The sequence below is a fragment of the Stenotrophomonas sp. 85239_Sma genome (assembly GCF_056481725.1).
In genome coordinates this window covers 3,619,725-3,640,074 of the sequence record NZ_CM151163.1, presented here as the reverse complement: position 1 = coordinate 3,640,074, position 20,350 = coordinate 3,619,725, and the positions used below count along the sequence as shown (strand labels likewise).

The following is a 20,350-nucleotide window of genomic DNA, read 5'->3' as shown; positions in this document are numbered from 1 at the left end:
GGCGACAATCCATGCGGCGGCGCAGCGTGAGCAAAATGCGGCGCAGTGAAACCATTCACCGTGCGCCGGCGTACGTCCGCCGGGTCCTCAACGATTTCCCCACAGGAGTTTCTTACATGCTGCTCAGCAAACGCCCGATCCGCACCCTGATGGCGGCCGCGATCGCGCTGGCCGCGCTTCCGGCCATGGCAGGCGAATCCCCGTATTCCAGGGCCGTGTTCTTCGGCGACAGCCTGACCGATGCCGGCTATTTCCGCCCACTGCTTGATCCGGGCGTGCAGCCGGTCACCGGCCAGTTCACCACCAACCCGGGCTGGGTGTGGTCGCAGCAGGTGGCCAACTACTACGGCGTCAACGGCACGCCCAACGGCAATGGCCAGAACGGTGACAACTACGCCGTCGGCGGCGCCCGTGTATCGGCCGACGAAGCGGGTGGCCTCGGAGCCATTCCGTCGCTGAAGTCGCAGGCCACCCGTTACCTTGCCGCAAATGGTGGCAAGGCTGACGCCAATGCCCTGTACACCGTCTGGGGCGGTGCCAATGATCTGTTCGCGGCCACGCGCGCAGCGGCCGGCGGTGCATCGCAGGCCCAGGTGCAGGGCATCATCGGCGCCGCGGTCACCGACCAGATCGCGCTGGTGGGCGCGTTGAAGCAGGCCGGTGCCCAGTACGTGCTGGTGCCCAATCTGCCGGACGTGGGCATCACTCCGCAGTTCCGTGGCCCCAACGCCGCCGCCGCCACCGCACTTTCGGCCGGTTACAACAAGGCCCTGTACGGTGGCCTGAAGCAGGCGGGCATCGAGTTCATTCCGCTCGACACCTTCAGCATCCTGCGCGAGGTGACTGCCAATCCGGCCATGTACGGCTTTACCAACGTCACCGGCACCGCCTGCAAGATTGACCCGGCCAATTCGACGCAGAGCATCATCGGCTGCAACCCGACCAGCTACGTCAGCCCCGATGCGGCCAACACCTACCTGTTCGCCGATGGCGTGCATCCGACCACCGCCGGCCATCAGCTGCTGGGCCAGTACGCCATCTCGGTGCTGGAAGGCCCGCGCCTGCAGCAGGTGCTGAGCCACTCGGCACAGACCATCGGCCGCTCGCGTGCCGACCAGGTCAGCATGCACCTGGGCGGTCGCCCGGCTGACGGCCTGTCCTGGTGGGGGGGCGTGCGGGGTGACCTGCAGCGCTACGACCACGCCGATCTGTACGACGGCCTGGCCCCGGCCGGCCTGTTCGGCATCGACTGGGCGCGCGACGGCATGGTGTTCGGCGGGTTCGCCGGCTTCGGCCGCCTCAATGCCGACTTCGGCAACAGCCGTGGCGACTTCACCCAGAAGGACACCACCGCCGGTCTGTTCGCCGGCTGGTATGGCGACCGCATCTGGGTGAACGGCCAGGTCAGCTACACCTGGCTCTCCTATGACGTGAACCGCAAGGTCCAGCTGGGCCCGGCCACCCGCGAGCACGGCGGTTCGCCGGACGGCAGCAACCTGACCGCCGCCCTGAACGCCGGTTACGAGTTCGGCACCGAAGGCGGCTTCCGCCACGGCCCGATCGCCTCGGTGATCTGGCAGAAGGTGAAGATCGACGGCTACACCGAAAGCGCCGCGGCCGGCACCCTGGCCACCGCACTGGGCTACGACCGCCAGAACGTCGATTCGACCGTCGGCCGCATCGGCTGGCAGGCCCGCTTCGATGGCGGCACCGTCAAGCCGTACGCGCAGGTGACCTACGATCACGAGTTCGAGGACACCAAGCAGGCCAGCGCCTGGCTGCAGACCCTGCCGGAACTGGGCAACTACCGCGTGCCGGGCCTGAACTTCGACAAGAACTACGCCACCGTCGTGCTGGGTGCGCGTACCGAACTGTTCGGGCTGCAGAGCAACTTCGGCCTGAGCGCTTCGACCGGCCAGAAGCGCGCGCAGGACGCCACCCTGTTCGCCAACTTCAGCGGCACGTTCTAAGCGGCAACCGCCGGGGTCGGATCCCTTTCCGCAAGGAAAGGGCTCTGACCCCTCGCGGATGCGATGGCCACCATTGCGCAACACCGGCCGCTCCGCATAGACTTTCACCTGTAATGCGGGCGTAGCTCAATGGTAGAGCTGTAGCTTCCCAAGCTACTGACGTGGGTTCGATTCCCATCGCCCGCTCCATGTCTGCAGGGTATCCACCCCCAAACAGACGCGGCGCACTCATGGAACCACGCCGAAGTCCAGCGTGTGGCGACAGCGCCCTGATTTCTCTCTTCAATGCGTTGGACTGTGGCTTCTCCGAACCACAGCCCGAGTGACTTGTTTACAAGGCGCATTGCAATCGCATTTGAATCGTCGACGCGGGCTCTTGCAACCTCCGCTGTCTGCCACGCCGTCGGGCCGCAGGGTTCAGTTCGTGCTGGGTTCGGGGATGCTAAAAGATCGTTAACCATAGCCTCCCCTCGTCCGCTGCCCGGAGCGTGAATGATCGCCGCACTCGTGCCCATCAGGCGTTGCTTTGATTTTTCAGGGCGATCCAACCGGAAGGAGTTCTGGTCGTACTCTCTGTTTGCTGCGCTTGCGGTGGCAGTGGGCTACACCTTGATGGACGGGGGATACTGGCTGACAGGCACCGTGCTGCTCGATTGGGAGGCCTTCGGGCCGTTCCGGACGCTGGGAAGCGTGATGACGGTTTGCGCGGTCGTCGTCCTTCTTCCGCCGATGCTGGCCCTGGCCGTTCGACGACTGCACGACATCGACGAGTCTGGCTGGTACGTCGTGATCGCCTTCATCCCGCTGGGTGTATTCGTCCTGTTCCCTCTCATGCTCCTGCCGGGCAACGAGGAAGAGAATCGATTCGGCGATGTTTCCGGCCTGCCGGGTGCGTGACTCAGCGCCGGGCGAAGTCCACCAGGTCGGAAGGGTAGTGTGGGCAGGTGCGCAGTGTGGCGTCGTCACCGCCATACAGCACCACCAGCGCTGCTACCTCAAGCGCCCAGTATCCCCATGCATTCGGTCCGGTCAGGCGTCGGGTCCGCTTCTGGGCCTTTGGCGCCAGCAGGAAGAAGTCGCGGTACTGCACCTGCAGGTAGCCGGCCAGCAGCGAAGGGTCGAACGCTTCATCGTCGCGCAGCGGCGCGAACAGCTCGGCGAACGGTCGCGGATGAAAGACCTCATCACTGGCTTCCACCAGGCCCAGCGCCGGCGCGGTGAGGTAGTCCAGCACGCGGTCGGTGTCGAAGCAGAGCACCTTCTCCACCAGCGCCGGCAGGCGCTCCTGCGCATCCAGCAGCACGCCCAGTGACAGCAGTTGCAGCGCGTATTCATAGTGCTGCGTTGTACGCGATTGCAACGGCGCAGCCAGCGCGATGTCGTGGCCTTGCTGTTGCAGGCTGTCCCGGGCAACGGCCAGCAAACGCGCGTGCTCGAGCCAGAGATCTGCTACGTCGGCATGCATCTGCTGCAACGCCGCGGGGGCGAAGCCCCGGTCGATGCCTTTCAGCAGCAGGTTGCTGCCGGTCTGTGCGGCCGTCTCCCAATCGTAGGCATGCTCCAGGGCCGCATGTCCGTGCAGCGGTTCCTCCGCAGATTCACCGCCATTGCGCGCATGGCGTGCAAGCAAGGCCATGCCTGCGTTCCAGTCCGCCTGCCAATCAGGCAGGCGAAGCGTGCGACGCGGTAGGCCCGGGGCCTTGGCCAGTGCTCTCCATCGCGGCAAGATTTCCTGCAGCCGATTCCGGCGCTTCACGGCAGTCATCGATTCCATCATCAGGGAGAGTCTAGCGGCATTGCCGGTTCGAACCCCATTGCCTGGCACAGCGTTGAAGGTTTGAATGGTGCGCAGTCGCCGCCACCAAACCCGCATGACCGTTGATCGAATCGCCCTCCGCCGTTTCACCCAGTGGCTGCCATTCCTGATATGGGTCGCCATCTGCGTGGCGTGGTGGTCGCCTTGGGGCGTGGTCGTTGGCCTGGCCGCATGCTTTGCCCTGGGCGGCGTGCTGCAGCGCTTGGATCTGGTTGGCGACGCCGTAGGTGGCGCACTGCTGCGCTCACGGGCGAAGCTGCCCTTCGCCACCCGGCCGCCCACGCATGATGTCCTGCTGGATTGGGGCGAGCTGGGCATGGGCGGGCCTGCCTACGGCACCGTGATGCTGCGCGATGGCGCCATTGTCGAGGGTGTATCCACCGCAGGCAGCCACGATGCCAGCGGCGAGTGGCAGGCGCTGGCGGGCAGCGCGCTGCGTGTGGCCAGTGGCTACAGTGATCGCAGCGAAGCGGTGATCGTCTACGACGAAGCGGACAAGAGGGTGATGCACCTGCAGGCGATTGTTCCCAGTTTGTTCTGGCAGGAACTGCACGAGCGCCGGCAGCTTGGCGGGGATGCAGAAGCCGCGATGTGGTTGCGGGATCTTCCCGGCCGAGCAACCACGCTGCGCCCCTGCCGGGGTCTATGGCTGGAACAGCAGCATCCGGCGCTGGCCGCCGGGTTGCCGCAGGTATTGCGGCATGTCCTGCCTGATGCCCGGGTGCTGCAGGCCATCCCGCTGCTTCCCGACGACCTGCGCCTGACCGCGCATCCGACCCTCTTTACACGCATCTGTCCGTACGCCCTCTGTCTTGATGGCGAGCCCAGTGACCGTCACGCGTGTGATCTGCAGACGGTCATCGCCAGCCCGTCCGGACGATGCGTGGTAGTCGCGGGCAGCGTGCTTGATGGGGATCTGCGTCCCATCGAGGGCGTATGGCTCGTCCACTGGCAAGGGCATTGGCAGGCCATTGGCCGCCGTGCGATGGGCGGCAGCGGCAAGGCCCGGAGTGGGGCCTGGATCGATGTGGTCGAGGTCGGCGATGACGGAACGCTTCGCTGCGAAGCCTATGAGGAACACTGGACGTTCGAGGCGATCACACGCATCCCCACGCCCCACACGGCATTGGCGCTGCCTGTGGAATGGCGGGAAACCGCACTGGCCGTGCGTGTCCGCGATGGCTGCTTCTCGCTGCGCCTTCCCCGCGCGGATCAGCGGCACGTGTCCCCTGGATGAGTCACGAGGATGTCACCGGCGATGGCCCTCCCACCGCCGGAGACGTGCAAGTGGAAGGCATCATGACGGTCACGTTGCATACCGGGATGCATGCCGGGAAAGCGCTGGAAGCGCTGGAAGCGCTGAGGAAATGCGCTGCGGGCAGTACTGAGTGCGGATGACCGGATTTCCGCACGGCTCATGCGCCTGCCGCCTGCACCCGCTGCGCATACTCCTCGGTAAACAGCCCTGACAACGCCCGGCGCTGCTCCGCATCAATGGCGCACGAGGCGTTGGTTGTATAGTCGAAATGCACCATCACGCAGCGCCCGCTGGCCACCAGGGCCTCGAACTGGAACGCCTGCTGCACGATCGACAGCGAGGAGCGGCCGATGTTCTCGATGCGGGTCTCGATGCGCACTTCGTGTCCCGGTTGTATCTGCTGCAGGAAGTCGATCTCGTAGCGGCGCAGGATCAGTGTCAGGTCGCGCATGCTGGCCTCGCGGCTGAAATGCCGGAAGATCTCCTGGCGGCCTTCCTCGAACCAGACGGGCAGGGCGGTGTTGGTGACGTGACCGAGCACATCCACTTCGGAGAAGCGCGGAAGGATCGTCAGTGGCATGAAGTCTCCGGGGCGTAGCGGGTGGAGTCCCCGGCGATGGCGCTGCCATCGCCGGAGATGGCGCAGCGGTTACCGGCCGTCAGTCCGAGTAGAAGCCGTTGCCGAGCGTGCCGGGCAGGCCGGGTTCCGGCCACGGCATCAGTGACGTGCAGGCGTCATACAGCGTGCAGAAGTCCTGCCGCAGCTGCGCAGGCACCCAGCTGCCGTAGGAGACGTCGGTCGAGTCGCCCTGGCAGGCGTAGGACACATCGATCCAGCGGGTATTGGCGTGTGAGGCAATGCCCTGGTGCTGGGTCTTGCCCGTGCAATAGCGCAAGCCCTGGCCGATCAGGGTGTTGTTGGCATCGAAGTAGAGCCGGGAGACTGCGTGGGTCGGCGCGGCCTGCACTCCAGCGGCGCTTCCCACCAGGCCAAACAGCAACAACAGCGGAATTCCCATTCGCATCTGTGGTTCTCCTTGGGTTGTGTAAGCCGGCCGTGTCCTGTCCTGCAGCCGGCGACAGGCATCTTCGCACAGCCCCGGCAGGCACGCAGATGCGCCTGCCGGCAGGGCATCATCCACCCGCCACACGCCCGCGCTATGCTGCGCGCCTGCCGACCGATCCCACCGCGATGAAGCTCGCCATCCTGTCCCGCAACAGCTCTCTGTATTCCACCCGTCGGCTGGTCGAGGCGGCGCGCGCGCGCGGCCATACCGTGCGCATCCTCGACCCGTTGCGCTGCTACATGCGCATCGCCGCCGATGGCTTTTCCATGCACTACAAGGGCCGGCCAATGACCGGCGTGGACATGGTCATTCCGCGCATCGGTGCCTCGATCACCCGCTACGGCACCGCGGTGCTGCGCCAGTTCGAGCTGATGGGGGCGCGCACGCCCAATCCGTCCGATGCCATCCTGCGTTCGCGCGACAAGCTGCGCGCGCACCAGCTGCTGGCGGCCAAGGGCATCGACATGCCGGTCACCGTGTTTGGCGACAACCCCGACGACACCGTCGATCTGCTGTCCATGCTCGGCCCGCCGCCGCATGTGGTGAAGCTCAACGAAGGCACCCAGGGGCGCGGCGTGATCCTGACCGAAAAGGCCAGTGCCTCGCGCGGCATCGTCGAAGCGCTGCGCGGCCTGTACGCCAACTTCCTGATGCAGGAATTCATCGGCGAGGCCAAGGGCGCGGACCTGCGCTGCTTCGTGGTGGGCGACCAGGTGGTGGCGTCGATGCAGCGGCAGGCACCGGAGGGCGACTTCCGCTCCAACCTGCACGCCGGCGGCACCGCCGTGGCGGCCAAGGCCAGCCGCGCGGAGCAGCAGGTGGCGGTGCGCTCGGCCAGGGCGCTGGGCCTGTCGGTATGCGGCGTGGACCTGATCCGCTCCGCGCGCGGCCCGCTGGTGCTGGAGGTCAACTCCACGCCCGGGCTGGAAGGCATCGAAGCGGCCTGCGGGGTCGACGTGGCCACACGCATCATCGAGCACGTGGAAAAGATCAAAAAGCCCTGATTATTCAGGTGGTTGCGATTCTCATGGCCAAATGATCCGGCGCTTTAACGAGGCTTTAATCGGCTCCGGCGTAGGCTTCAGCGAACCGCAGCTCTGCCTCTCAGCAGGATCGGTATCGGGATACGACTTCAGGCCCAGGCGGGTGCACCGTCTGGGCCTTTTTTATGCCTGTCGGCCCTGTGCCCAAGGTCTCTTGTGGACGCCGCGTGACGGTCGTAGAGTTGGCCCTTCGTTCCGGGATGGATCGGGAGGTTGGCGATGTACCGCATCATGACGATCGCGTTGCTGCTGGGCCTGTCTGGCGCTGTTGCCGCCAAGCCGGAGAAGGTCGCTGTACAGATGGACCGGCAGGGGGCGGTCGCCGAGCAGATGCGCCAGGTGGAGATCGCCCTGGCCGCCCCCGACTATGCCGAACTGTCTGCCGAGGATCGCGGCCAGGTACAGCAGTCGCTGTCGCGTATCCGCCAGTACATGGGCGAGCGCCAGAGCGTGCAGGAGCTGCCGCCGCAGCTGCAGGCCGAGGTCTTCAACGAGCAGGAACGCATCAACACCCTGCTGGCGCGTGGCCATGAAGACAGCCGCCAGATCTGCAGGTACGAACGCACCACCGGCAGCAACATGCCCAAGAGCCGCTGCCTGACCGTGGCCGAACGGCGCCGGATCGAAGAGAAAGGCAAGGCGCTGATCAACGACCAGCGCAGCTACAACACGCTCAGCCCACCGCCCGCCGGGCGTTGACCGCACCGCCCTCCGGCCCACCGAACGTGCACTGGTGGCATGGCGGTGGCACCGCAGGGTCAATGTTCCACTCATGGAAGAACCTGGAGGTAACGATGCAGCGCATGACCCCCGTCGCCCTGATGCTGGGCCTGGCCCTGGCCACCACTGCCCACGCCAAGCCCGAGAAAGGGCAGGTGAAGTTCGACGCCAACGCCCCGGTGGCCGAACAGATCCGCAACGTCGAAGCGGCGATCAACACCGAGGACTACAGCGAGATCGGGCTGGAAGACAAGAGCCGCGTGCAGCAGGCGCTGGGCCGCATCAAGATCAAGATGGGCGACCACGAACGCGTGGAGCAGGTCAGTCCGCAGGACCGCACCGAGATCTTCAACGACCAGGAAGTGATCAACACGATCATGACCCGCGCCCACGCCGACAGCCGCATGGTCTGCCGCCGCGAACGCACCACCGGCAGCAACATGCCGCAGAGCGTCTGCATGACCGTGGCCCAGCGCCGCAAGGCGCAGGAAGACAGCCGCAAGGCGCTCAACGACAACCAGCGCTTCAACAACTACAAGCCCTGATTGCTGGCGGGCCGATCGCACGCCGCCATCGGTCACCCTGCCGTGCGTCCCTTGTGGACGCATCGGCGGAACCGTAAAGTCGAGACCCTATTCATGGACGAACATGGAGCTCGTCATGTACCGCAAGACTACGCTCGCCCTGATGCTGTCGCTGGGCCTGGTTGCCACCGTGCAGGCCAGGGCACAGAAGGACACCGTGCAGATGGATTCCTTCACCCCGGTATCCGAACAGATCCGCCGCGTTGAAACGGCCATGGGCAGTGAGGACTACAGCGAGATCGGGCTGGAGGACAAGAGCCGCGTGCAGCAGGCACTGAACCGGATCCGGATCAAGATGAATGGCCGCGAGAAGGTGGATGAGCTGGCGCCGCAGGAGCGCAACGACCTGTTCAACGAGCAGGAGATCGTCAACACCATCATGACCCGCGCCCAGGCCGACAGCCGCATGATCTGCCGCCGCGAGCGCCTTACCGGCAGCAACATGCCGACCAGCGTCTGCCTGACCGTGGCCCAGCGTCGCAAGGCCCAGGAAGACAGCCGCCGGGCGCTGACCGACCAGCAGCGCATCAGCCGCTGACCGCTCGCCCCGGGGCTTTTGCCGGTGTCGCCCCTTCGGTACGAAATGTTAAGAATGGAACCTGTATCGTTCAGCGGGTAGACGTCGCGTCCACCCGCGCAGGGCCATCCTGAGCGGGTGGGCCTGGCCCCCCGACGACCCTTCAAGAACCAGAGGTCCCAGTGCGCATTCTCGTAATCGAAGACAACAGCGACATCGCCGCCAACCTTGGCGACTACCTTGAGGATCGTGGCCACACCGTGGACTTCGCCGCCGACGGCGTGACCGGCCTGCACCTGGCCGTGGTCCACGAGTTCGACGCCATCGTGCTGGACCTGAACCTGCCGGGCATGGACGGCATCGAAGTGTGCCGCAAGCTGCGCAACGAAGCGCGCAAGCAGACCCCGGTGCTGATGCTGACTGCCCGCGACTCGCTGGACAACAAGCTGGCCGGTTTCGATTCCGGCGCCGATGACTACCTGATCAAGCCGTTCGCGCTGCAGGAAGTGGAAGTGCGCTTGAACGCACTGTCGCGCCGCGGCAAGGGCGTGCAGACCCGCGTGCTGGAAACCGGCGATCTGGAATACAACCTGGACACGCTGGAAGTGCGCCGCCAGGGCAAGCTGCTGCAGCTCAACCCGACCGCACTGAAGATCCTGCAGGCCCTGATGGAGGCCGCTCCGGCCGTGGTGACCCGCCAGGAGCTGGAAACCCGCGTCTGGGGCGAGGAGCTGCCGGATTCGGATTCGCTGCGCGTCCACATCCACGGCCTGCGCGCTGTGGTCGACAAGCCGTTTGAAGTGCCGCTGATCCAGACCCGCCATGGCATTGGATACCGCATCGCCACCCCGGAAGCCTGATTCCGTGGCAACCAAGGGGGAGCGTCGGCGTTCGCCGTATCGGCGGCGCCTGCGCAGCCGCATCATCGTCTCCTTCGTGTTGTTGGGCTTCTGCCTGACGACACTGTTCGCGTTCGCCACCAACTGGGCCCGCATGCGCGTGGAAAACCAGCTGGTGGAAGACGTGATGAACCGCAACATCAACGAGTATGTGCGGCGGTTCTACGAGAGCCCGGATCGCAACCCCGACCTGCCCGTGCAGCAGATGCGTGCGCGCCTGATCAAGCCTGACAAGTTTGATGCGCTGCGCGAGGAAGAGCCGGACTGGTATGAGTTCAAGGATGGCCTGTACAACATGGGCGGCGTGGACGAGCGTGGCCAGCGCTATTCCTACAAGCTGGCCGTGCGCAAGACGCCCGACGCCTGGGCGTTCCTGGCCTACGACATGACCGACAGCGTGCGCGGTGGGCAGCAGCTCAACCGCGCGCTGGTGCTGTCGGTGCTGGTGTTCAGCCTGCTGTCGCTGGTGCTGGGCTGGTGGTCGGCATCGAAGGTGATGAAGCCGGTCTCGGACCTGGCCGCGCGGCTGCGTGCCTATCGCGGCGGCACCAGTGATCCCGAGCCGCTGGCGCCGCGTTTCCCCGATGACGAAGTGGGGCAGCTGGCGCAGGCGCTGGATGATTATTCGTCGCGGCTGACCGAAGTGGTGCAGCGCGACCGTGAGTTCAATGCTGACGTCAGCCACGAGCTGCGCACGCCGCTGGCCGTGATCCGTGGCGCCACCGAGCTGCTGCTGACCCGGCCCGGCCTGGATGAGAAGGTGCTGCAGCGCCTGCAGCGCATCCAGCGTGCCGAACAGCAGTGCAGCGACCTGATCGGCGCGCTGCTGCTGCTGTCGCGCAACGAGCGCGGGCAGGGCACCAGCAACGTCGCCCGCGTGGCCGAACAGCTGCTGGATGCACACCGCGCACAGCTGGGCGGCAAGCCGTTGGAACTGGCGCTGGAAGGCGAGCGCAACCTGGTGATCGATGCGCCCGAGGCGGCCTTGTCGGTGGCGCTGGGCAACCTGATCGGCAACGCGGTGAAGTACTCGCAGGATGGCGAAGTGCGCGTCTTTGTCGGCAGCAATTCGGTGTCGGTGACTGACAGTGGCCCGGGCCTGAGCGAAGAAGACGCCGCCAAGCTGTTCCAGCGTGGCTATCGCGGTACGCACGCAGGCCATTCGCAGGGTGGTGGCATCGGCCTGTCGATCGTCAGCCGCCTGTGCGATCTGTACGGCTGGCAGGTGAGCGTGCGCCCTGGTGGCGAGCGCGGCGTGATCGCCACCCTGACGTTCTCGCCGAAGCCGTTGTAAGAGCCCCTGCATTGGTGGGTGCCGACCTTGTTCGGCACGAATCCTGCCGACCTCGCATAGCGCCCTGTGTCGCTTGTGCCATCGAATCCCCCTCACGGGAACTCCGGGCCAGAAGCCCAACACGACATCGCCGTGATCGCCGCCACGTCGCGCGCGTGTCCGCATGCACGCATTCGTGCACCCAACTGCGGCTTGAGAATTTCCTTACAGATCACGCTGCTGCGTGATGGCCAGATGGGGCAGCTGGGGCAGGTGCCCTGGCCGGGATTGGCGTCCTGAAAAAAACCAACAATTCAAAAGCTCCAGATGCGCCGCGGCCATCATGGAAAATGCATCGCCTGCCTCGTTTCGGCGGACGGTGCGTGGGGATTCATCAGAATCCGCTGGAGTCTTTTTCCTTAGCTTTTGAGTTGTTGGGTCTCCGGTACGCCAACCCGCACCGTCCGCCACCTTGCATCCGCAGGTGGCCTGCCGACTGCGAGGAGCCTCACCATGTCCGCACGCCCAGTGTTCCCCCAACTGCACGCCCTGATCGGCGAAGCCGCCGACCTGCTGCCGGCCGACGTCGCTGAGCGCGTCGAAACCCTGCTCGATGACCCCAAGGATCTGCTGCCAGCCCTGCTGGCCCGCATGGACGGCCGCGATGCCGCCGACGGCCGGCGGCTGGAAGCTGCGGGCCTCAGCCCGGCACAGGCGGCCACCATGGCCGGCCTCAGCCGCACCCTGGCCGGCTTGAATGCACTCATGCAGGTGCTGCACGCCGCCGAAGCCGCGCGCGAGCAGGGTGGTGCCCACCAGCAGCTGAGCCCGGATGTCGTCGACGGCCTGCTGCTCGGCGCCCGCGAACTGGCCCGCTATGCCCGCCTGCAGCTGGAGTAGATCCATGCCACGCGTGGATGCGCTTCGGTAGTGCGTGGATTGGCTTCGGTAGTGCCGGCCGCTGGCCGGCAACCAAACCGTCCAGTAGATCCACGCCATGCGTGGATTCGCTCCGGTAGTGCCGGCCGCTGGCCGGCAATCGAGCCGTCCAGTAGATCCACGCCATGCGTGGATTTGCTTTGGTAGTGCCGGCCGCTGGCCGGTAGCTAGGGCTCAGCCCCCAGCCAACCCCAGATGCCGCTCATGCAGCGCTTCCACCTGCGCCTGCAGGTCCTCGGGCTGGCCATCGTTTGTGGCGCAGGTTCATGCGCGCGGCTGCTCTTGTGCGAGCGCCTACTGTATAAATCCGTATCCGCCACTTCTCTCAAGGCCCGAGGTCGAGTCTGCCGATATCATTGAGGTAGTGCGCGACACGTTAATCAATTGGAAGGGGCGCAGGTAAGTGGTGTTCCTACGGATATTTGGCTTTCTTGTGGGTCTATTGATGGTCGTCTATGGCGTTGCAGTCATGGACGATGCATTGATTGGAACGGGGCCTTGCCGAGCGAACTGCAGCCTGTACAGCGCCTTGATTCGTCTGTTCGGGCAGTCGGCCTATAACAAACTGATGGGCTTTTCCTGGGCTGTCGCGGGAGTGATGTTCATTTTTGTTTCCGTTGTGGTTTGGCACGGAAAAGGATCGGCGGATAGGCGTAGGCGGAAAAGGCAACGTCGACGTTGATCGAGATGAGGGGGTGGCAATGTCTCAGTGGATCCAAGCCATGCGCGAATGCATTCCCGCGCAACACTAGGACTCAATCCCCAGCCAACCCCAGATACCGCTCATGCAGCGCTTCCACCTGCGCCTGCAGGTCTTCCGGGTGACCATCGTTGACCACCACATCATCGGCCAGTGCCAACCGCTGCGCGCGGCTGGCCTGGGCGGCGATCATCTTGTCAGCCAGCGCGGCGTCGATGCCGTCGCGCTGCATCAGCCGGGCGTGCTGCACGGCTTCGGGCGCATCCACCAGCAATACCCGGTCCAACCACGGGTAGGCCTGCCGCCCACCGACCTCGGTCAGCAGCGGAATGGCGGCAATCGCATAGAGACTGGCGGCCTGCTCGCACTGCTGTTGCATCAGCAGGCGGATGGCCGGGTGAGTGATCGCTTCCAGCGCCGCCCGTTCGGCCGGATCGGCGAATACGTGGGCGCGCAGGCGCGACCGGTCGAGGCTGCCGTCCGCCTGCAGCATGTCGGCGCCGAAGCGCTCGGCGATGCGGCCCAGGGCGGGGCTGCCGGCGGCGACCACCGCGCGGGCGGCCAGATCGGCGTCGGCCACCACGATGCCCAGCGCCTCGAAGCGCCGGGTCACCTCGCTCTTGCCGGCGGCAATGCCGCCGGTCAGGCCAACCACATACCGGCTCATGGGGATTCCCCTCAGCGCAGTCCGCTCAACACCAGGTACTGCTCCACCACGGGTGCGCCCCACATGAAGTACAGCCAGCCCGCGATGGCCAGGTAGGGGCCGAACGGGATGGGCGTGGCGCGGTCACGGCCCCGGGTATACAGCCAGATCGAGCCGATGATGGCGCCCAGCACCGACGACAGCAGGATGATCGGCAGGATGCCCTTCAGCCCGCACCAGGCGCCGAGGGCGGCCAGCAGCTTGAAATCGCCGTGGCCCATGCCTTCCTTGCCGGTCAGCTGCTTGAACAGCCACCAGACCATCCACAGCGACAGGTAGCCCACGGCCGCGCCGACCAAGGCAGGCTTGGCCGGCATGTACAGGTTGTCGATGTTGCCTATCAGGCCCAGCCACATCAGTGGCAGGGTCAACTGGTCGGGTAGCAGCTGGGTGCGCAGGTCGATGCCGGACAGGGCGATCAGGAAGCAGGTCAGCACGATGGCGCCGAAGCCCTGCCAGCCGAAGCCGAACTGCCAGACGCAGGCCAGCACCAGCACCGAGGTCAGGGCCTCGACCAGTGGGTACTGCAGCGAGATCGGCGCCTTGCAGTGGCGGCACTTGCCGCCCTGGATGATCCAGCTGAACAGCGGGATGTTCTCGTACCAGCTCAGCTTGTGCTTGCAGTGCGGGCAGTGCGAGGGCTCGACCACGATTCCCGGTGGTGGGGGCTCGTAGAAGTCCGGTTCTTCCAGGACCTCGCGCGCATCGCGCTTCCACTGCCACTCCAGCCGCTTGGGCAGGCGCAGGATGACGACGTTGAGGAAACTGCCCAGCAGCAGCCCCAGGGCGGCCGCGGCGGGGTAGCCGAGGCCGGGATGCTGGTCGAGAAATGCCATGTAGTGATTATCCGACGACGGAAGCGAGCTTGAAGATCGGCAGGTACATGCCGATGACCATGCCGCCGACGATGGTACCAATGATCACCATGATGATCGGTTCCAGCAGGCTGCTGAGGGCGTCAACGGCATTGTTGACCTCCTGCTCATAGTACTCGGCCACCTTGAACAGCATGGCGTCCAGGGCACCCGCCTCTTCACCGATGCCGGTCATCTGGATGACCATGTGCGGGAACAGGGCAGTCTGCTTCATGGCCATGTTGACCGGGTAACCGACCGACACGTCGTCGCGCATGCGCAATACGGCATGCTCGTAAACCGTATTGCCGGTGGCGCCTGCCACGATGCCCAAGGCCTCAACCAGCGGCACGCCGGCCTTGAAGGTCACGGCGGTGGTACGGGCAAAGCGGGCGATCGAGCTGTTGTGCATGATCTGCCCGATGACTGGCAGCTTCAGGACCAGCCTGTCCATGCTGTGCTGCATCTTCGGCGACCGTTTGTAGGCGGCAATGAAGCCGACGATCGAACCAATGACGACCAGCAGGATCAGCCACCACCACGAGACCATGAAGCGCGACATGTTCACGATCATCTGGGTGAAGGCGGGAAGGTCCGCGCCGAATCCCTTGAACACGTCCTCAAACTGCGGCACCACCCAGACGAGCAGGATGCCACTGACCAGCAGGGCGACCGCCAGCACCATGGCGGGATAGAACATCGCCTTCTTGATCTTGCCCTTCAGCGCTTCGATGTTCTCTTTATAGTTGGCGACAGTGTCCAGCACCGTCTCCAGGACGCCAGCGCCTTCACCAGCCCGTACAAGGTTGCGGTAGAGCTCGTCGAACTGCACCGGGTACTTGCTGATGGCCTCATAGAGTGACGAGCCGCCTTCAATATCGGTACGCAGGCCATCCACCATCTTCTTCATGCGCGGGTTCTTATGCCCGTTCGCAATGATGTCCAGCGATCCCACAATGGGTACGCCCGACTTCATCATGGTGGCCATCTGCCGGCTAAAGAAGGCGATTTCCTTCGGCGTGATCTTGCTGCCTGCAGCACCGAACAGCGGCTTGGGCTTCGGTTTGACTGTGCCTGGGGTGATGCCTTGACGACGTAGCTCTGCTCTCAGCAGATTCGCGTTCTTCGCGGTCTGCTCACCCTTCATCTTCACGCCCCGCTTGTCGGTCCCCTCCCAGACAAACGGCTGTAGTTCCGTGGTGCTGCGCGCCACGGGCTCCTTCTTGATCGCACTGCGACTGACAGACATATCGGCTCCCCAAGACCCGCCATCCCCAGGCGGGCGTCTAGCCGCCGATGGTAGCGGGTTCATGCCCGTCTGGGCAGTTGCTGGAGGGCCCATCATGCGAATTCGTGCCGGGTGCCGACCAAAGGTGACGCACTGCGTCACATTGCCGCGTCCATCGCAGATTCGCATTCAGGGGGTTCCCATCCGTGAAATAGCTGCCATCATGGGCGCGGGGAAATCCAAGGGGAGGCGTGCCGGGGTTGGCACGCAACCTGCGTTGATCCACCCGCAGGGGGCAGGACCCGCTCAGCTGGCCGCCGGCCAGACCGATCCTGCGCTCTGAAATCAACCACCACTTATCTTGGGGATGTACCAAAATGAAGAACCAGAAGGGCTTCACCCTTATCGAACTGATGATCGTCGTTGCGATCATCGCCATCCTGGCCGCCATCGCTCTGCCGATGTACCAGGACTACGTGGCCAAGTCGCAGGCTACCGCTGGTCTCGCCGAAATCACCCCCGGCAAGACCCAGGCAGAAGTGCTGCTGAATGAAGGCAAGACCTTCGACAAGACTCCGGCGCAGCTGGGCCTGAAGAATTCGGACCGCTGCGCGATTACGGTTGACGGCGACTCGACTGCTGGTACCGCTTCGATCACCTGCAAGCTGTCGGGCAATTCCAAGGTTGCCAAGGGCTCGCTGGTTCTGGCTCGTGCCGCTGATGGCACCTGGGCTTGCACCGCGACCACCCTGGATGCGAAGTACATCCCGGGCGGTTGCACCGAGAAGAAGTAATACTTAACTCTGCATTCGGCAAAAGGCCCCGTTCATCGGGGCCTTTTGTTTAGCGGATGATGAAATGCCACAGGGGTAGGCATCTTGTGAAGAAGTCTCTCATTGGGGAGGGGGGCATGAAGAGGAACAGTGGTTTTACGTTGACTGAGCTGATGATTGTCATCGCAATCATCGCGATTCTTGCCGCGGTGTCCATTCCGATCTACATGAACTACGTGTCGCGCGCGCAATTGGCGGCTGCGCTTTCCGACATTCGCCCTGGCAAGACAACGCTTGAGTCGGTCGCGCAGGACAGCAAGAACGCCGCAGACGTTACGGCCACATATATTGGATTGAAGACGACGGAACGTTGCTCTGTGGTAAAGGCCGAGCTTTCTGATGCAGGAGTGGGGAGCATCACATGCAAAGTGACTGGAGGTGGAGCAGTGCAAGGCAAGGACCTCATCCTCCGCCGCGCAGCCGATGGCACCTGGACCTGCGACGGCAGCGCCTTCGAAGCGCGCTATCGCCCAACCGGCTGTTGATCACACTTCGGCCTGCCAATGGGATGTTGGCGGGCCGTTGACGGGGCTATCATCCCCGGGGGAGTCAGGATCGTGCCTGCCGGGCTGGGAGTGCCGGGCGAGGCAGTCATGCTGAAGGATTGGCGTCGTCGTCGGCCATCGGGTCGCGGCAGGTTCTGCTGCCCTGTGCGGTGCCCCTGGAAGGCGCGCCGCACTGCCTGACCCATGATGAGCCAAGGATCCATATGAACGCCGTAACCACCGCCAATCTCGTCGGCATCACCGGCCTGGCCCGTCGCTTGGTCCAGGATGGTGCGCTGGACGAGGCTTCCGCCCGCGATGCCATGGCCAAGGCCGCCTCCGCCAGGCAGCCGCTGCCGACCTGGTTCGCGCAGAACAAGGTGGTTGGGGCGGCCCAGTTGGCGGCGGCCAACGCGGTCGAGTTCGGCATGCCGCTGTTCGACGTGTCCACGTTCGACGCCAGCCAGAACGCGATGAGCCTGGTCAGCGAGGAGTTGCTGCGCAAGCACAACGTGCTGCCGCTGTTCAAACGCGGCGGCAAGCTGTTCGTGGGTACCAGCAACCCGACCCATTCGCTGGACGAGATCAAGTTCCACACCAACCTGGTGGTGGAACCGATCCTGGTGGATGAAGACCAGATCCGCCGCACGCTCGAGCAGTGGCATGCCAGCCATGACACGCTGGGCGACGCGTTGGGGGGCGATGACGATGGCATGGGCAACCTGGACGTTGCGGCCGGAGACGAGGATCTCGGTGCCGGTGGCGACTCCGGCATCGATGCCAAGGGCGATGACACCCCGGTGGTGAAGTTCGTCAACAAGGTGCTGGTGGACGCGATCCGCAAGGGCGCCTCGGACATCCACTTCGAGCCCTATGAAGACGACTACCGCGTCCGCCTGCGCATCGACGGCCTGCTGAAGATGGTGGCGCGTGCGCCGGTGAAGTTGAACCAGCGCATCGCCGCGCGCCTGAAGGTGATGGCGCAGCTGGATATCGCCGAGAAACGCGTGCCGCAGGACGGACGCATCAAGCTCAACCTGTCCAAGAGCAAGCAGATCGACTTCCGCGTGAGCACGCTGCCGACCCTGTTCGGCGAGAAGGTGGTGCTGCGTATCCTGGACGGCAGCGCGGCCAAGCTGGGCATCGACAAGCTGGGTTACGAGCCGGACCAGCAGAAGCTGTTCCTGGAAGCCATCCACAAGCCCTACGGCATGGTGCTGGTGACCGGCCCGACCGGTTCGGGCAAGACGGTATCGCTGTACACCGCGCTGGGCATCCTCAACGACGAGACGCGCAACATCTCCACCGCCGAAGACCCGGTGGAAATCCGCCTGCCCGGCGTCAACCAGGTGCAGCAGAACAACAAGCGCGGCATGACCTTCGCCGCGGCACTGCGCTCGTTCCTGCGACAGGATCCGGACATCATCATGGTCGGCGAAATCCGCGACCTGGAGACGGCCGAGATCGCGATCAAGGCGGCGCAGACCGGCCACATGGTGCTGTCCACGCTGCATACCAACGATGCACCGCAGACCATCGCGCGCCTGATGAACATGGGCATCGCGCCGTACAACATCACCAGCTCGGTGACCCTGGTGATCGCCCAGCGCCTGGCGCGCCGGCTGTGCAACAACTGCAAGCGCCCATCCAACCTGCCCGAGCACGCGCTGCTGGCCGAAGGCTTCACCCAGGCGCAGCTGGATGCGGGTATCGATCTGTACGAGGCAGTCGGCTGCGATGAGTGCACCGAGGGCTACAAGGGCCGTACCGGTCTGTACCAGGTGATGCCGATGACCGACGAGATCGCCACGATCGTGCTGGCCGGTGGCAATGCGCTGCAGATTGCCGAGGCCGCACAGCAGATCGGGGTGAACGATCTGCGCCAGTCGGCGTTGAAGAAGGCGGCTGCGGGCATCACCAGCCTGGCCGAGATCAACCGCGTTACCAAGGATTGAGGTAGATCCACGCCGTGCGTGGATGACGTCGGCCGGCATCGGGTCAGAGCCCTTTCCTGCGGAAAGGGATCCGACCCGGCCCTTACTCCATCCCCAGCTTCTTCAGCTTGTAGCGCAGCGCCCGGAAGGTAATCCCCAGCTGCGCGGCGGTGCGGGTCTTGTTCCAGCGGTTCTCTTCCAGCGCGCGCTGGATGGCGCTGCGCTCGAGCTGTTCGATGTACGAGGGCAGGGCGGCGCTGCCCGGCTGCAGGTCCGCCACGGCTTCGGCGGGAGCGGCGCTGCCTGGGGCGCGCGGTGCGTGCTGCGGCAGGCGCAGGTCGTCGGCGCCGATGCGGTCTTCTTCGGCCAGGGCCAGCGCGCGCTCCAGGATGTTCTCCAGTTCGCGCACGTTGCCGGGGAAGGCGTACTGGGCCAGCGCGTCCAGTGCCGACGGCGCCAGCAGCGGCGTCGGGCGGCCGTGGCTGCGGGCCAGCCGTGCCAGCACCGACGCGGCCAGTTCCGGCAAATCCTGGCGACGCTCGCGCAGCGGCGGCACCTTCAGTTCGATCACGTTGATGCGGTAGTAGAGGTCGTGGCGGAAGCGCCCGTCCTCGACCAGCTCGGCCAGGTCCTTGTGGGTGGCCGAGAGGATGCGCACGTCCACCGGCTCTTCGTTGGCGGCGCCGACCGCGCGCACCGATTTTTCCTGGATCGCGCGCAGTAACTTCACCTGCATCTGCAGGGGAAGCTCGGCCACCTCGTCGAGGAACAGGGTGCCGCCATGCGCGGCCTGGAACAGCCCGGGCTTGTCGGCGTGGGCGCCGCTGAAGCTGCCCTTGCGGTGGCCGAAGAACTCGCTCTCCATCAGCTCGCCGGGGATGGCGCCGCAGTTGACCGGCACGAACGGGCCGGCCGCGCGGGCGCCCTGGGCGTGGATGGTGCGTGCGACCAGCTCCTTGCCCACGCCGGATTCGCCGAGGATGTAGACCGGCGCCTGGCTGCGCGCGACCTTGCCGATGGTGGTGCGCAGCACGTCCATCGCCGGCGAGTCGCCAAGCAGGCGCGCGCCCTGTTCGGCGGCGGGGCCGGGCGCGGGGCGTTCGGTGTTGTTGAGCTCCAGTGCATGCTTGACCAGGCCGCGCAGCACGGCGATGTCCACCGGCTTGCTGACGAAGTCGAAGGCGCCGGCCTTCAGCGCTTCCACCGCCAGGTCCATGCTGCCGAAGGCGGTGATCATCGCTACGGGCGTGCGCGGGTAGTGCTGGGCGATCTCGCTGACCAGCTCGATGCCATTGCCGTCCGGCAGGCGCATGTCGGTGATGCACAGGTCGTACGGATTGCTGGCCAGCAGTTCGCGCGCTTCGGCAAGGTTGGCTGCGGTACTGATGCGCAGCCCCATGCGGCCGAGCGTCAGGACCAGCAGTTCGCGGATGTCGCGTTCATCGTCGACGACGAGGGCGCTGCGGGTTTCGTTCATGGGCGTGAAAGATAAACGAGGGGGCTGGAAGCGACAAATGATTGGCG

20 protein-coding genes and 1 tRNA gene are annotated in these 20,350 nt (G+C 65.1%); 14 read left to right on the top strand and 7 right to left on the bottom strand.

Annotated elements, in window-relative coordinates:
* The first annotated feature begins 116 nt into the window (after nucleotides 1-116).
* The 3 genes from ACYKG1_RS16960 (at nucleotide 117) to ACYKG1_RS16950 (ending at nucleotide 2,867) form a co-directional block, all read left to right on the top strand.
* A complete protein-coding gene (locus ACYKG1_RS16960) occupies nucleotides 117-1,970 on the top strand; it encodes an autotransporter outer membrane beta-barrel domain-containing protein (RefSeq protein WP_478470963.1) in 1,854 nt (617 codons plus the stop codon).
* A 115-nt stretch (nucleotides 1,971-2,085) separates the two neighbouring features.
* Nucleotides 2,086-2,159: transfer RNA gene (locus ACYKG1_RS16955), tRNA-Gly, on the top strand.
* Between the two features lie 303 nt (nucleotides 2,160-2,462).
* Nucleotides 2,463-2,867 carry a DUF805 domain-containing protein gene (locus ACYKG1_RS16950; RefSeq protein ID WP_100473737.1) on the top strand — a complete coding sequence of 135 codons (405 nt, stop codon included), beginning with the start codon at nucleotides 2,463-2,465 and terminating at the stop codon, nucleotides 2,865-2,867.
* A 1-nt stretch (nucleotide 2,868) separates the two neighbouring features.
* Here the strand turns inward: ACYKG1_RS16950 and ACYKG1_RS16945 are convergent, their stop codons facing one another.
* Complete coding sequence (locus tag ACYKG1_RS16945) at nucleotides 2,869-3,909, bottom strand: PoNe immunity protein domain-containing protein (protein ID WP_478470962.1); 1,041 nt, start codon at nucleotides 3,907-3,909, stop codon at nucleotides 2,869-2,871.
* 79 nt (nucleotides 3,910-3,988) lie between these two features.
* Between ACYKG1_RS16945 and ACYKG1_RS16940 the strand changes: the two genes are divergently transcribed.
* Nucleotides 3,989-5,023, top strand: a complete 1,035-nt coding sequence (locus tag ACYKG1_RS16940) for a hypothetical protein (RefSeq protein ID WP_478470961.1) — start codon at nucleotides 3,989-3,991, stop codon at nucleotides 5,021-5,023.
* Between the two features lie 178 nt (nucleotides 5,024-5,201).
* Here the strand turns inward: ACYKG1_RS16940 and ACYKG1_RS16935 are convergent, their stop codons facing one another.
* Both ACYKG1_RS16935 and ACYKG1_RS16930 read right to left on the bottom strand, forming a co-directional pair.
* Entirely contained in the window at nucleotides 5,202-5,624 is a 423-nt protein-coding gene (locus tag ACYKG1_RS16935) for an acyl-CoA thioesterase (RefSeq protein ID WP_478470960.1), read from the bottom strand.
* A gap of 79 nt (nucleotides 5,625-5,703) precedes the next feature.
* A complete protein-coding gene (locus tag ACYKG1_RS16930) occupies nucleotides 5,704-6,069 on the bottom strand; it encodes a hypothetical protein (protein ID WP_238381612.1) in 366 nt (121 codons plus the stop codon).
* Nucleotides 6,070-6,236: 167 nt separating this feature from the next.
* Between ACYKG1_RS16930 and rimK the strand changes: the two genes are divergently transcribed.
* From rimK to ACYKG1_RS16895, 7 genes are all read left to right on the top strand, one after another.
* Nucleotides 6,237-7,115 carry a 30S ribosomal protein S6--L-glutamate ligase gene (rimK, locus tag ACYKG1_RS16925; RefSeq protein ID WP_100475240.1) on the top strand — a complete coding sequence of 293 codons (879 nt, stop codon included), beginning with the start codon at nucleotides 6,237-6,239 and terminating at the stop codon, nucleotides 7,113-7,115.
* A 258-nt stretch (nucleotides 7,116-7,373) separates the two neighbouring features.
* Entirely contained in the window at nucleotides 7,374-7,853 is a 480-nt protein-coding gene (locus tag ACYKG1_RS16920) for a hypothetical protein (RefSeq protein ID WP_478470959.1), read from the top strand.
* A gap of 95 nt (nucleotides 7,854-7,948) precedes the next feature.
* Complete coding sequence (locus tag ACYKG1_RS16915) at nucleotides 7,949-8,419, top strand: hypothetical protein (protein WP_100473731.1); 471 nt, start codon at nucleotides 7,949-7,951, stop codon at nucleotides 8,417-8,419.
* A gap of 115 nt (nucleotides 8,420-8,534) precedes the next feature.
* Complete coding sequence (locus tag ACYKG1_RS16910; protein ID WP_478470958.1) at nucleotides 8,535-8,996, top strand: hypothetical protein; 462 nt, start codon at nucleotides 8,535-8,537, stop codon at nucleotides 8,994-8,996.
* A 161-nt stretch (nucleotides 8,997-9,157) separates the two neighbouring features.
* Nucleotides 9,158-9,835, top strand: a complete 678-nt coding sequence (locus tag ACYKG1_RS16905) for a response regulator transcription factor (RefSeq protein WP_005410804.1) — start codon at nucleotides 9,158-9,160, stop codon at nucleotides 9,833-9,835.
* Entirely contained in the window at nucleotides 9,798-11,168 is a 1,371-nt protein-coding gene (locus tag ACYKG1_RS16900) for a sensor histidine kinase (protein ID WP_100473729.1), read from the top strand. Before ACYKG1_RS16905 ends, ACYKG1_RS16900 begins: the two co-directional genes overlap by 38 nt.
* Before the next feature lie 492 nt (nucleotides 11,169-11,660).
* Nucleotides 11,661-12,047 carry a hypothetical protein gene (locus ACYKG1_RS16895; protein ID WP_262227604.1) on the top strand — a complete coding sequence of 129 codons (387 nt, stop codon included), beginning with the start codon at nucleotides 11,661-11,663 and terminating at the stop codon, nucleotides 12,045-12,047.
* Nucleotides 12,048-12,841: 794 nt separating this feature from the next.
* On the opposite strand, the gene coaE is transcribed toward ACYKG1_RS16895, so the two are convergent.
* Genes coaE through ACYKG1_RS16880 form a run of 3 tightly spaced genes read right to left on the bottom strand, consistent with a single transcriptional unit; the run spans nucleotide 12,842 to nucleotide 15,595 of the window.
* Entirely contained in the window at nucleotides 12,842-13,453 is a 612-nt protein-coding gene (gene coaE / locus ACYKG1_RS16890; protein WP_478470957.1) for a dephospho-CoA kinase, read from the bottom strand.
* Between the two features lie 11 nt (nucleotides 13,454-13,464).
* On the bottom strand, nucleotides 13,465-14,328 hold the full coding sequence (locus tag ACYKG1_RS16885) for a prepilin peptidase (protein ID WP_005418626.1): 864 nt from the start codon (nucleotides 14,326-14,328) through the stop codon (nucleotides 13,465-13,467).
* Nucleotides 14,329-14,335: 7 nt separating this feature from the next.
* Entirely contained in the window at nucleotides 14,336-15,595 is a 1,260-nt protein-coding gene (locus ACYKG1_RS16880; RefSeq protein ID WP_478470956.1) for a type II secretion system F family protein, read from the bottom strand.
* A 356-nt stretch (nucleotides 15,596-15,951) separates the two neighbouring features.
* On the opposite strand from ACYKG1_RS16880, the gene ACYKG1_RS16875 reads away from it, so the two are divergent.
* The 3 genes from ACYKG1_RS16875 (at nucleotide 15,952) to pilB (ending at nucleotide 18,847) form a co-directional block, all read left to right on the top strand.
* Nucleotides 15,952-16,368 carry a pilin gene (locus tag ACYKG1_RS16875; RefSeq protein ID WP_478470955.1) on the top strand — a complete coding sequence of 139 codons (417 nt, stop codon included), beginning with the start codon at nucleotides 15,952-15,954 and terminating at the stop codon, nucleotides 16,366-16,368.
* 116 nt (nucleotides 16,369-16,484) lie between these two features.
* Nucleotides 16,485-16,892 (top strand): pilin, encoded by a 408-nt coding sequence (locus tag ACYKG1_RS16870; protein ID WP_478470954.1) that lies wholly within the window; start codon nucleotides 16,485-16,487, stop codon nucleotides 16,890-16,892.
* Between the two features lie 224 nt (nucleotides 16,893-17,116).
* Nucleotides 17,117-18,847, top strand: a complete 1,731-nt coding sequence (pilB, locus tag ACYKG1_RS16865; protein WP_478470953.1) for a type IV-A pilus assembly ATPase PilB — start codon at nucleotides 17,117-17,119, stop codon at nucleotides 18,845-18,847.
* Nucleotides 18,848-18,929: 82 nt separating this feature from the next.
* Here pilB and ACYKG1_RS16860 read toward each other — a convergent pair whose 3' ends face one another.
* The gene (locus tag ACYKG1_RS16860; RefSeq protein WP_478470952.1) at nucleotides 18,930-20,303 is read right to left on the bottom strand and encodes a sigma-54-dependent transcriptional regulator; all 1,374 of its coding nucleotides are present in this window, start codon (nucleotides 20,301-20,303) and stop codon (nucleotides 18,930-18,932) included.
* Nucleotides 20,304-20,350 lie beyond the last annotated feature (47 nt).

What these genes read in the sequence shown, in the direction of transcription:
- ACYKG1_RS16960 (WP_478470963.1), top strand. Translation starts at nt 117, where the DNA reads ATGCTGCTCAGCAAACGCCCGATCCGCACCCTGATGGCGGCCGCGATC.
- ACYKG1_RS16950 (WP_100473737.1), top strand. Translation starts at nt 2,463, where the DNA reads ATGATCGCCGCACTCGTGCCCATCAGGCGTTGCTTTGATTTTTCAGGG.
- ACYKG1_RS16945 (WP_478470962.1), bottom strand. Translation starts at nt 3,909, where the DNA reads ATGGCGACCCATATCAGGAATGGCAGCCACTGGGTGAAACGGCGGAGG.
- ACYKG1_RS16935 (WP_478470960.1), bottom strand. Translation starts at nt 5,624, where the DNA reads ATGCCACTGACGATCCTTCCGCGCTTCTCCGAAGTGGATGTGCTCGGT.
- ACYKG1_RS16930 (WP_238381612.1), bottom strand. Translation starts at nt 6,069, where the DNA reads ATGCGAATGGGAATTCCGCTGTTGTTGCTGTTTGGCCTGGTGGGAAGC.
- rimK (WP_100475240.1), top strand. Translation starts at nt 6,237, where the DNA reads ATGAAGCTCGCCATCCTGTCCCGCAACAGCTCTCTGTATTCCACCCGT.
- ACYKG1_RS16920 (WP_478470959.1), top strand. Translation starts at nt 7,374, where the DNA reads ATGTACCGCATCATGACGATCGCGTTGCTGCTGGGCCTGTCTGGCGCT.
- ACYKG1_RS16915 (WP_100473731.1), top strand. Translation starts at nt 7,949, where the DNA reads ATGCAGCGCATGACCCCCGTCGCCCTGATGCTGGGCCTGGCCCTGGCC.
- ACYKG1_RS16910 (WP_478470958.1), top strand. Translation starts at nt 8,535, where the DNA reads ATGTACCGCAAGACTACGCTCGCCCTGATGCTGTCGCTGGGCCTGGTT.
- ACYKG1_RS16900 (WP_100473729.1), top strand. Translation starts at nt 9,798, where the DNA reads ATGGCATTGGATACCGCATCGCCACCCCGGAAGCCTGATTCCGTGGCA.
- ACYKG1_RS16895 (WP_262227604.1), top strand. Translation starts at nt 11,661, where the DNA reads ATGTCCGCACGCCCAGTGTTCCCCCAACTGCACGCCCTGATCGGCGAA.
- coaE (WP_478470957.1), bottom strand. Translation starts at nt 13,453, where the DNA reads ATGAGCCGGTATGTGGTTGGCCTGACCGGCGGCATTGCCGCCGGCAAG.
- ACYKG1_RS16885 (WP_005418626.1), bottom strand. Translation starts at nt 14,328, where the DNA reads ATGGCATTTCTCGACCAGCATCCCGGCCTCGGCTACCCCGCCGCGGCC.
- ACYKG1_RS16880 (WP_478470956.1), bottom strand. Translation starts at nt 15,595, where the DNA reads ATGTCTGTCAGTCGCAGTGCGATCAAGAAGGAGCCCGTGGCGCGCAGC.
- ACYKG1_RS16875 (WP_478470955.1), top strand. Translation starts at nt 15,952, where the DNA reads ATGAAGAACCAGAAGGGCTTCACCCTTATCGAACTGATGATCGTCGTT.
- ACYKG1_RS16870 (WP_478470954.1), top strand. Translation starts at nt 16,485, where the DNA reads ATGAAGAGGAACAGTGGTTTTACGTTGACTGAGCTGATGATTGTCATC.
- pilB (WP_478470953.1), top strand. Translation starts at nt 17,117, where the DNA reads ATGAACGCCGTAACCACCGCCAATCTCGTCGGCATCACCGGCCTGGCC.
- ACYKG1_RS16860 (WP_478470952.1), bottom strand. Translation starts at nt 20,303, where the DNA reads ATGAACGAAACCCGCAGCGCCCTCGTCGTCGACGATGAACGCGACATC.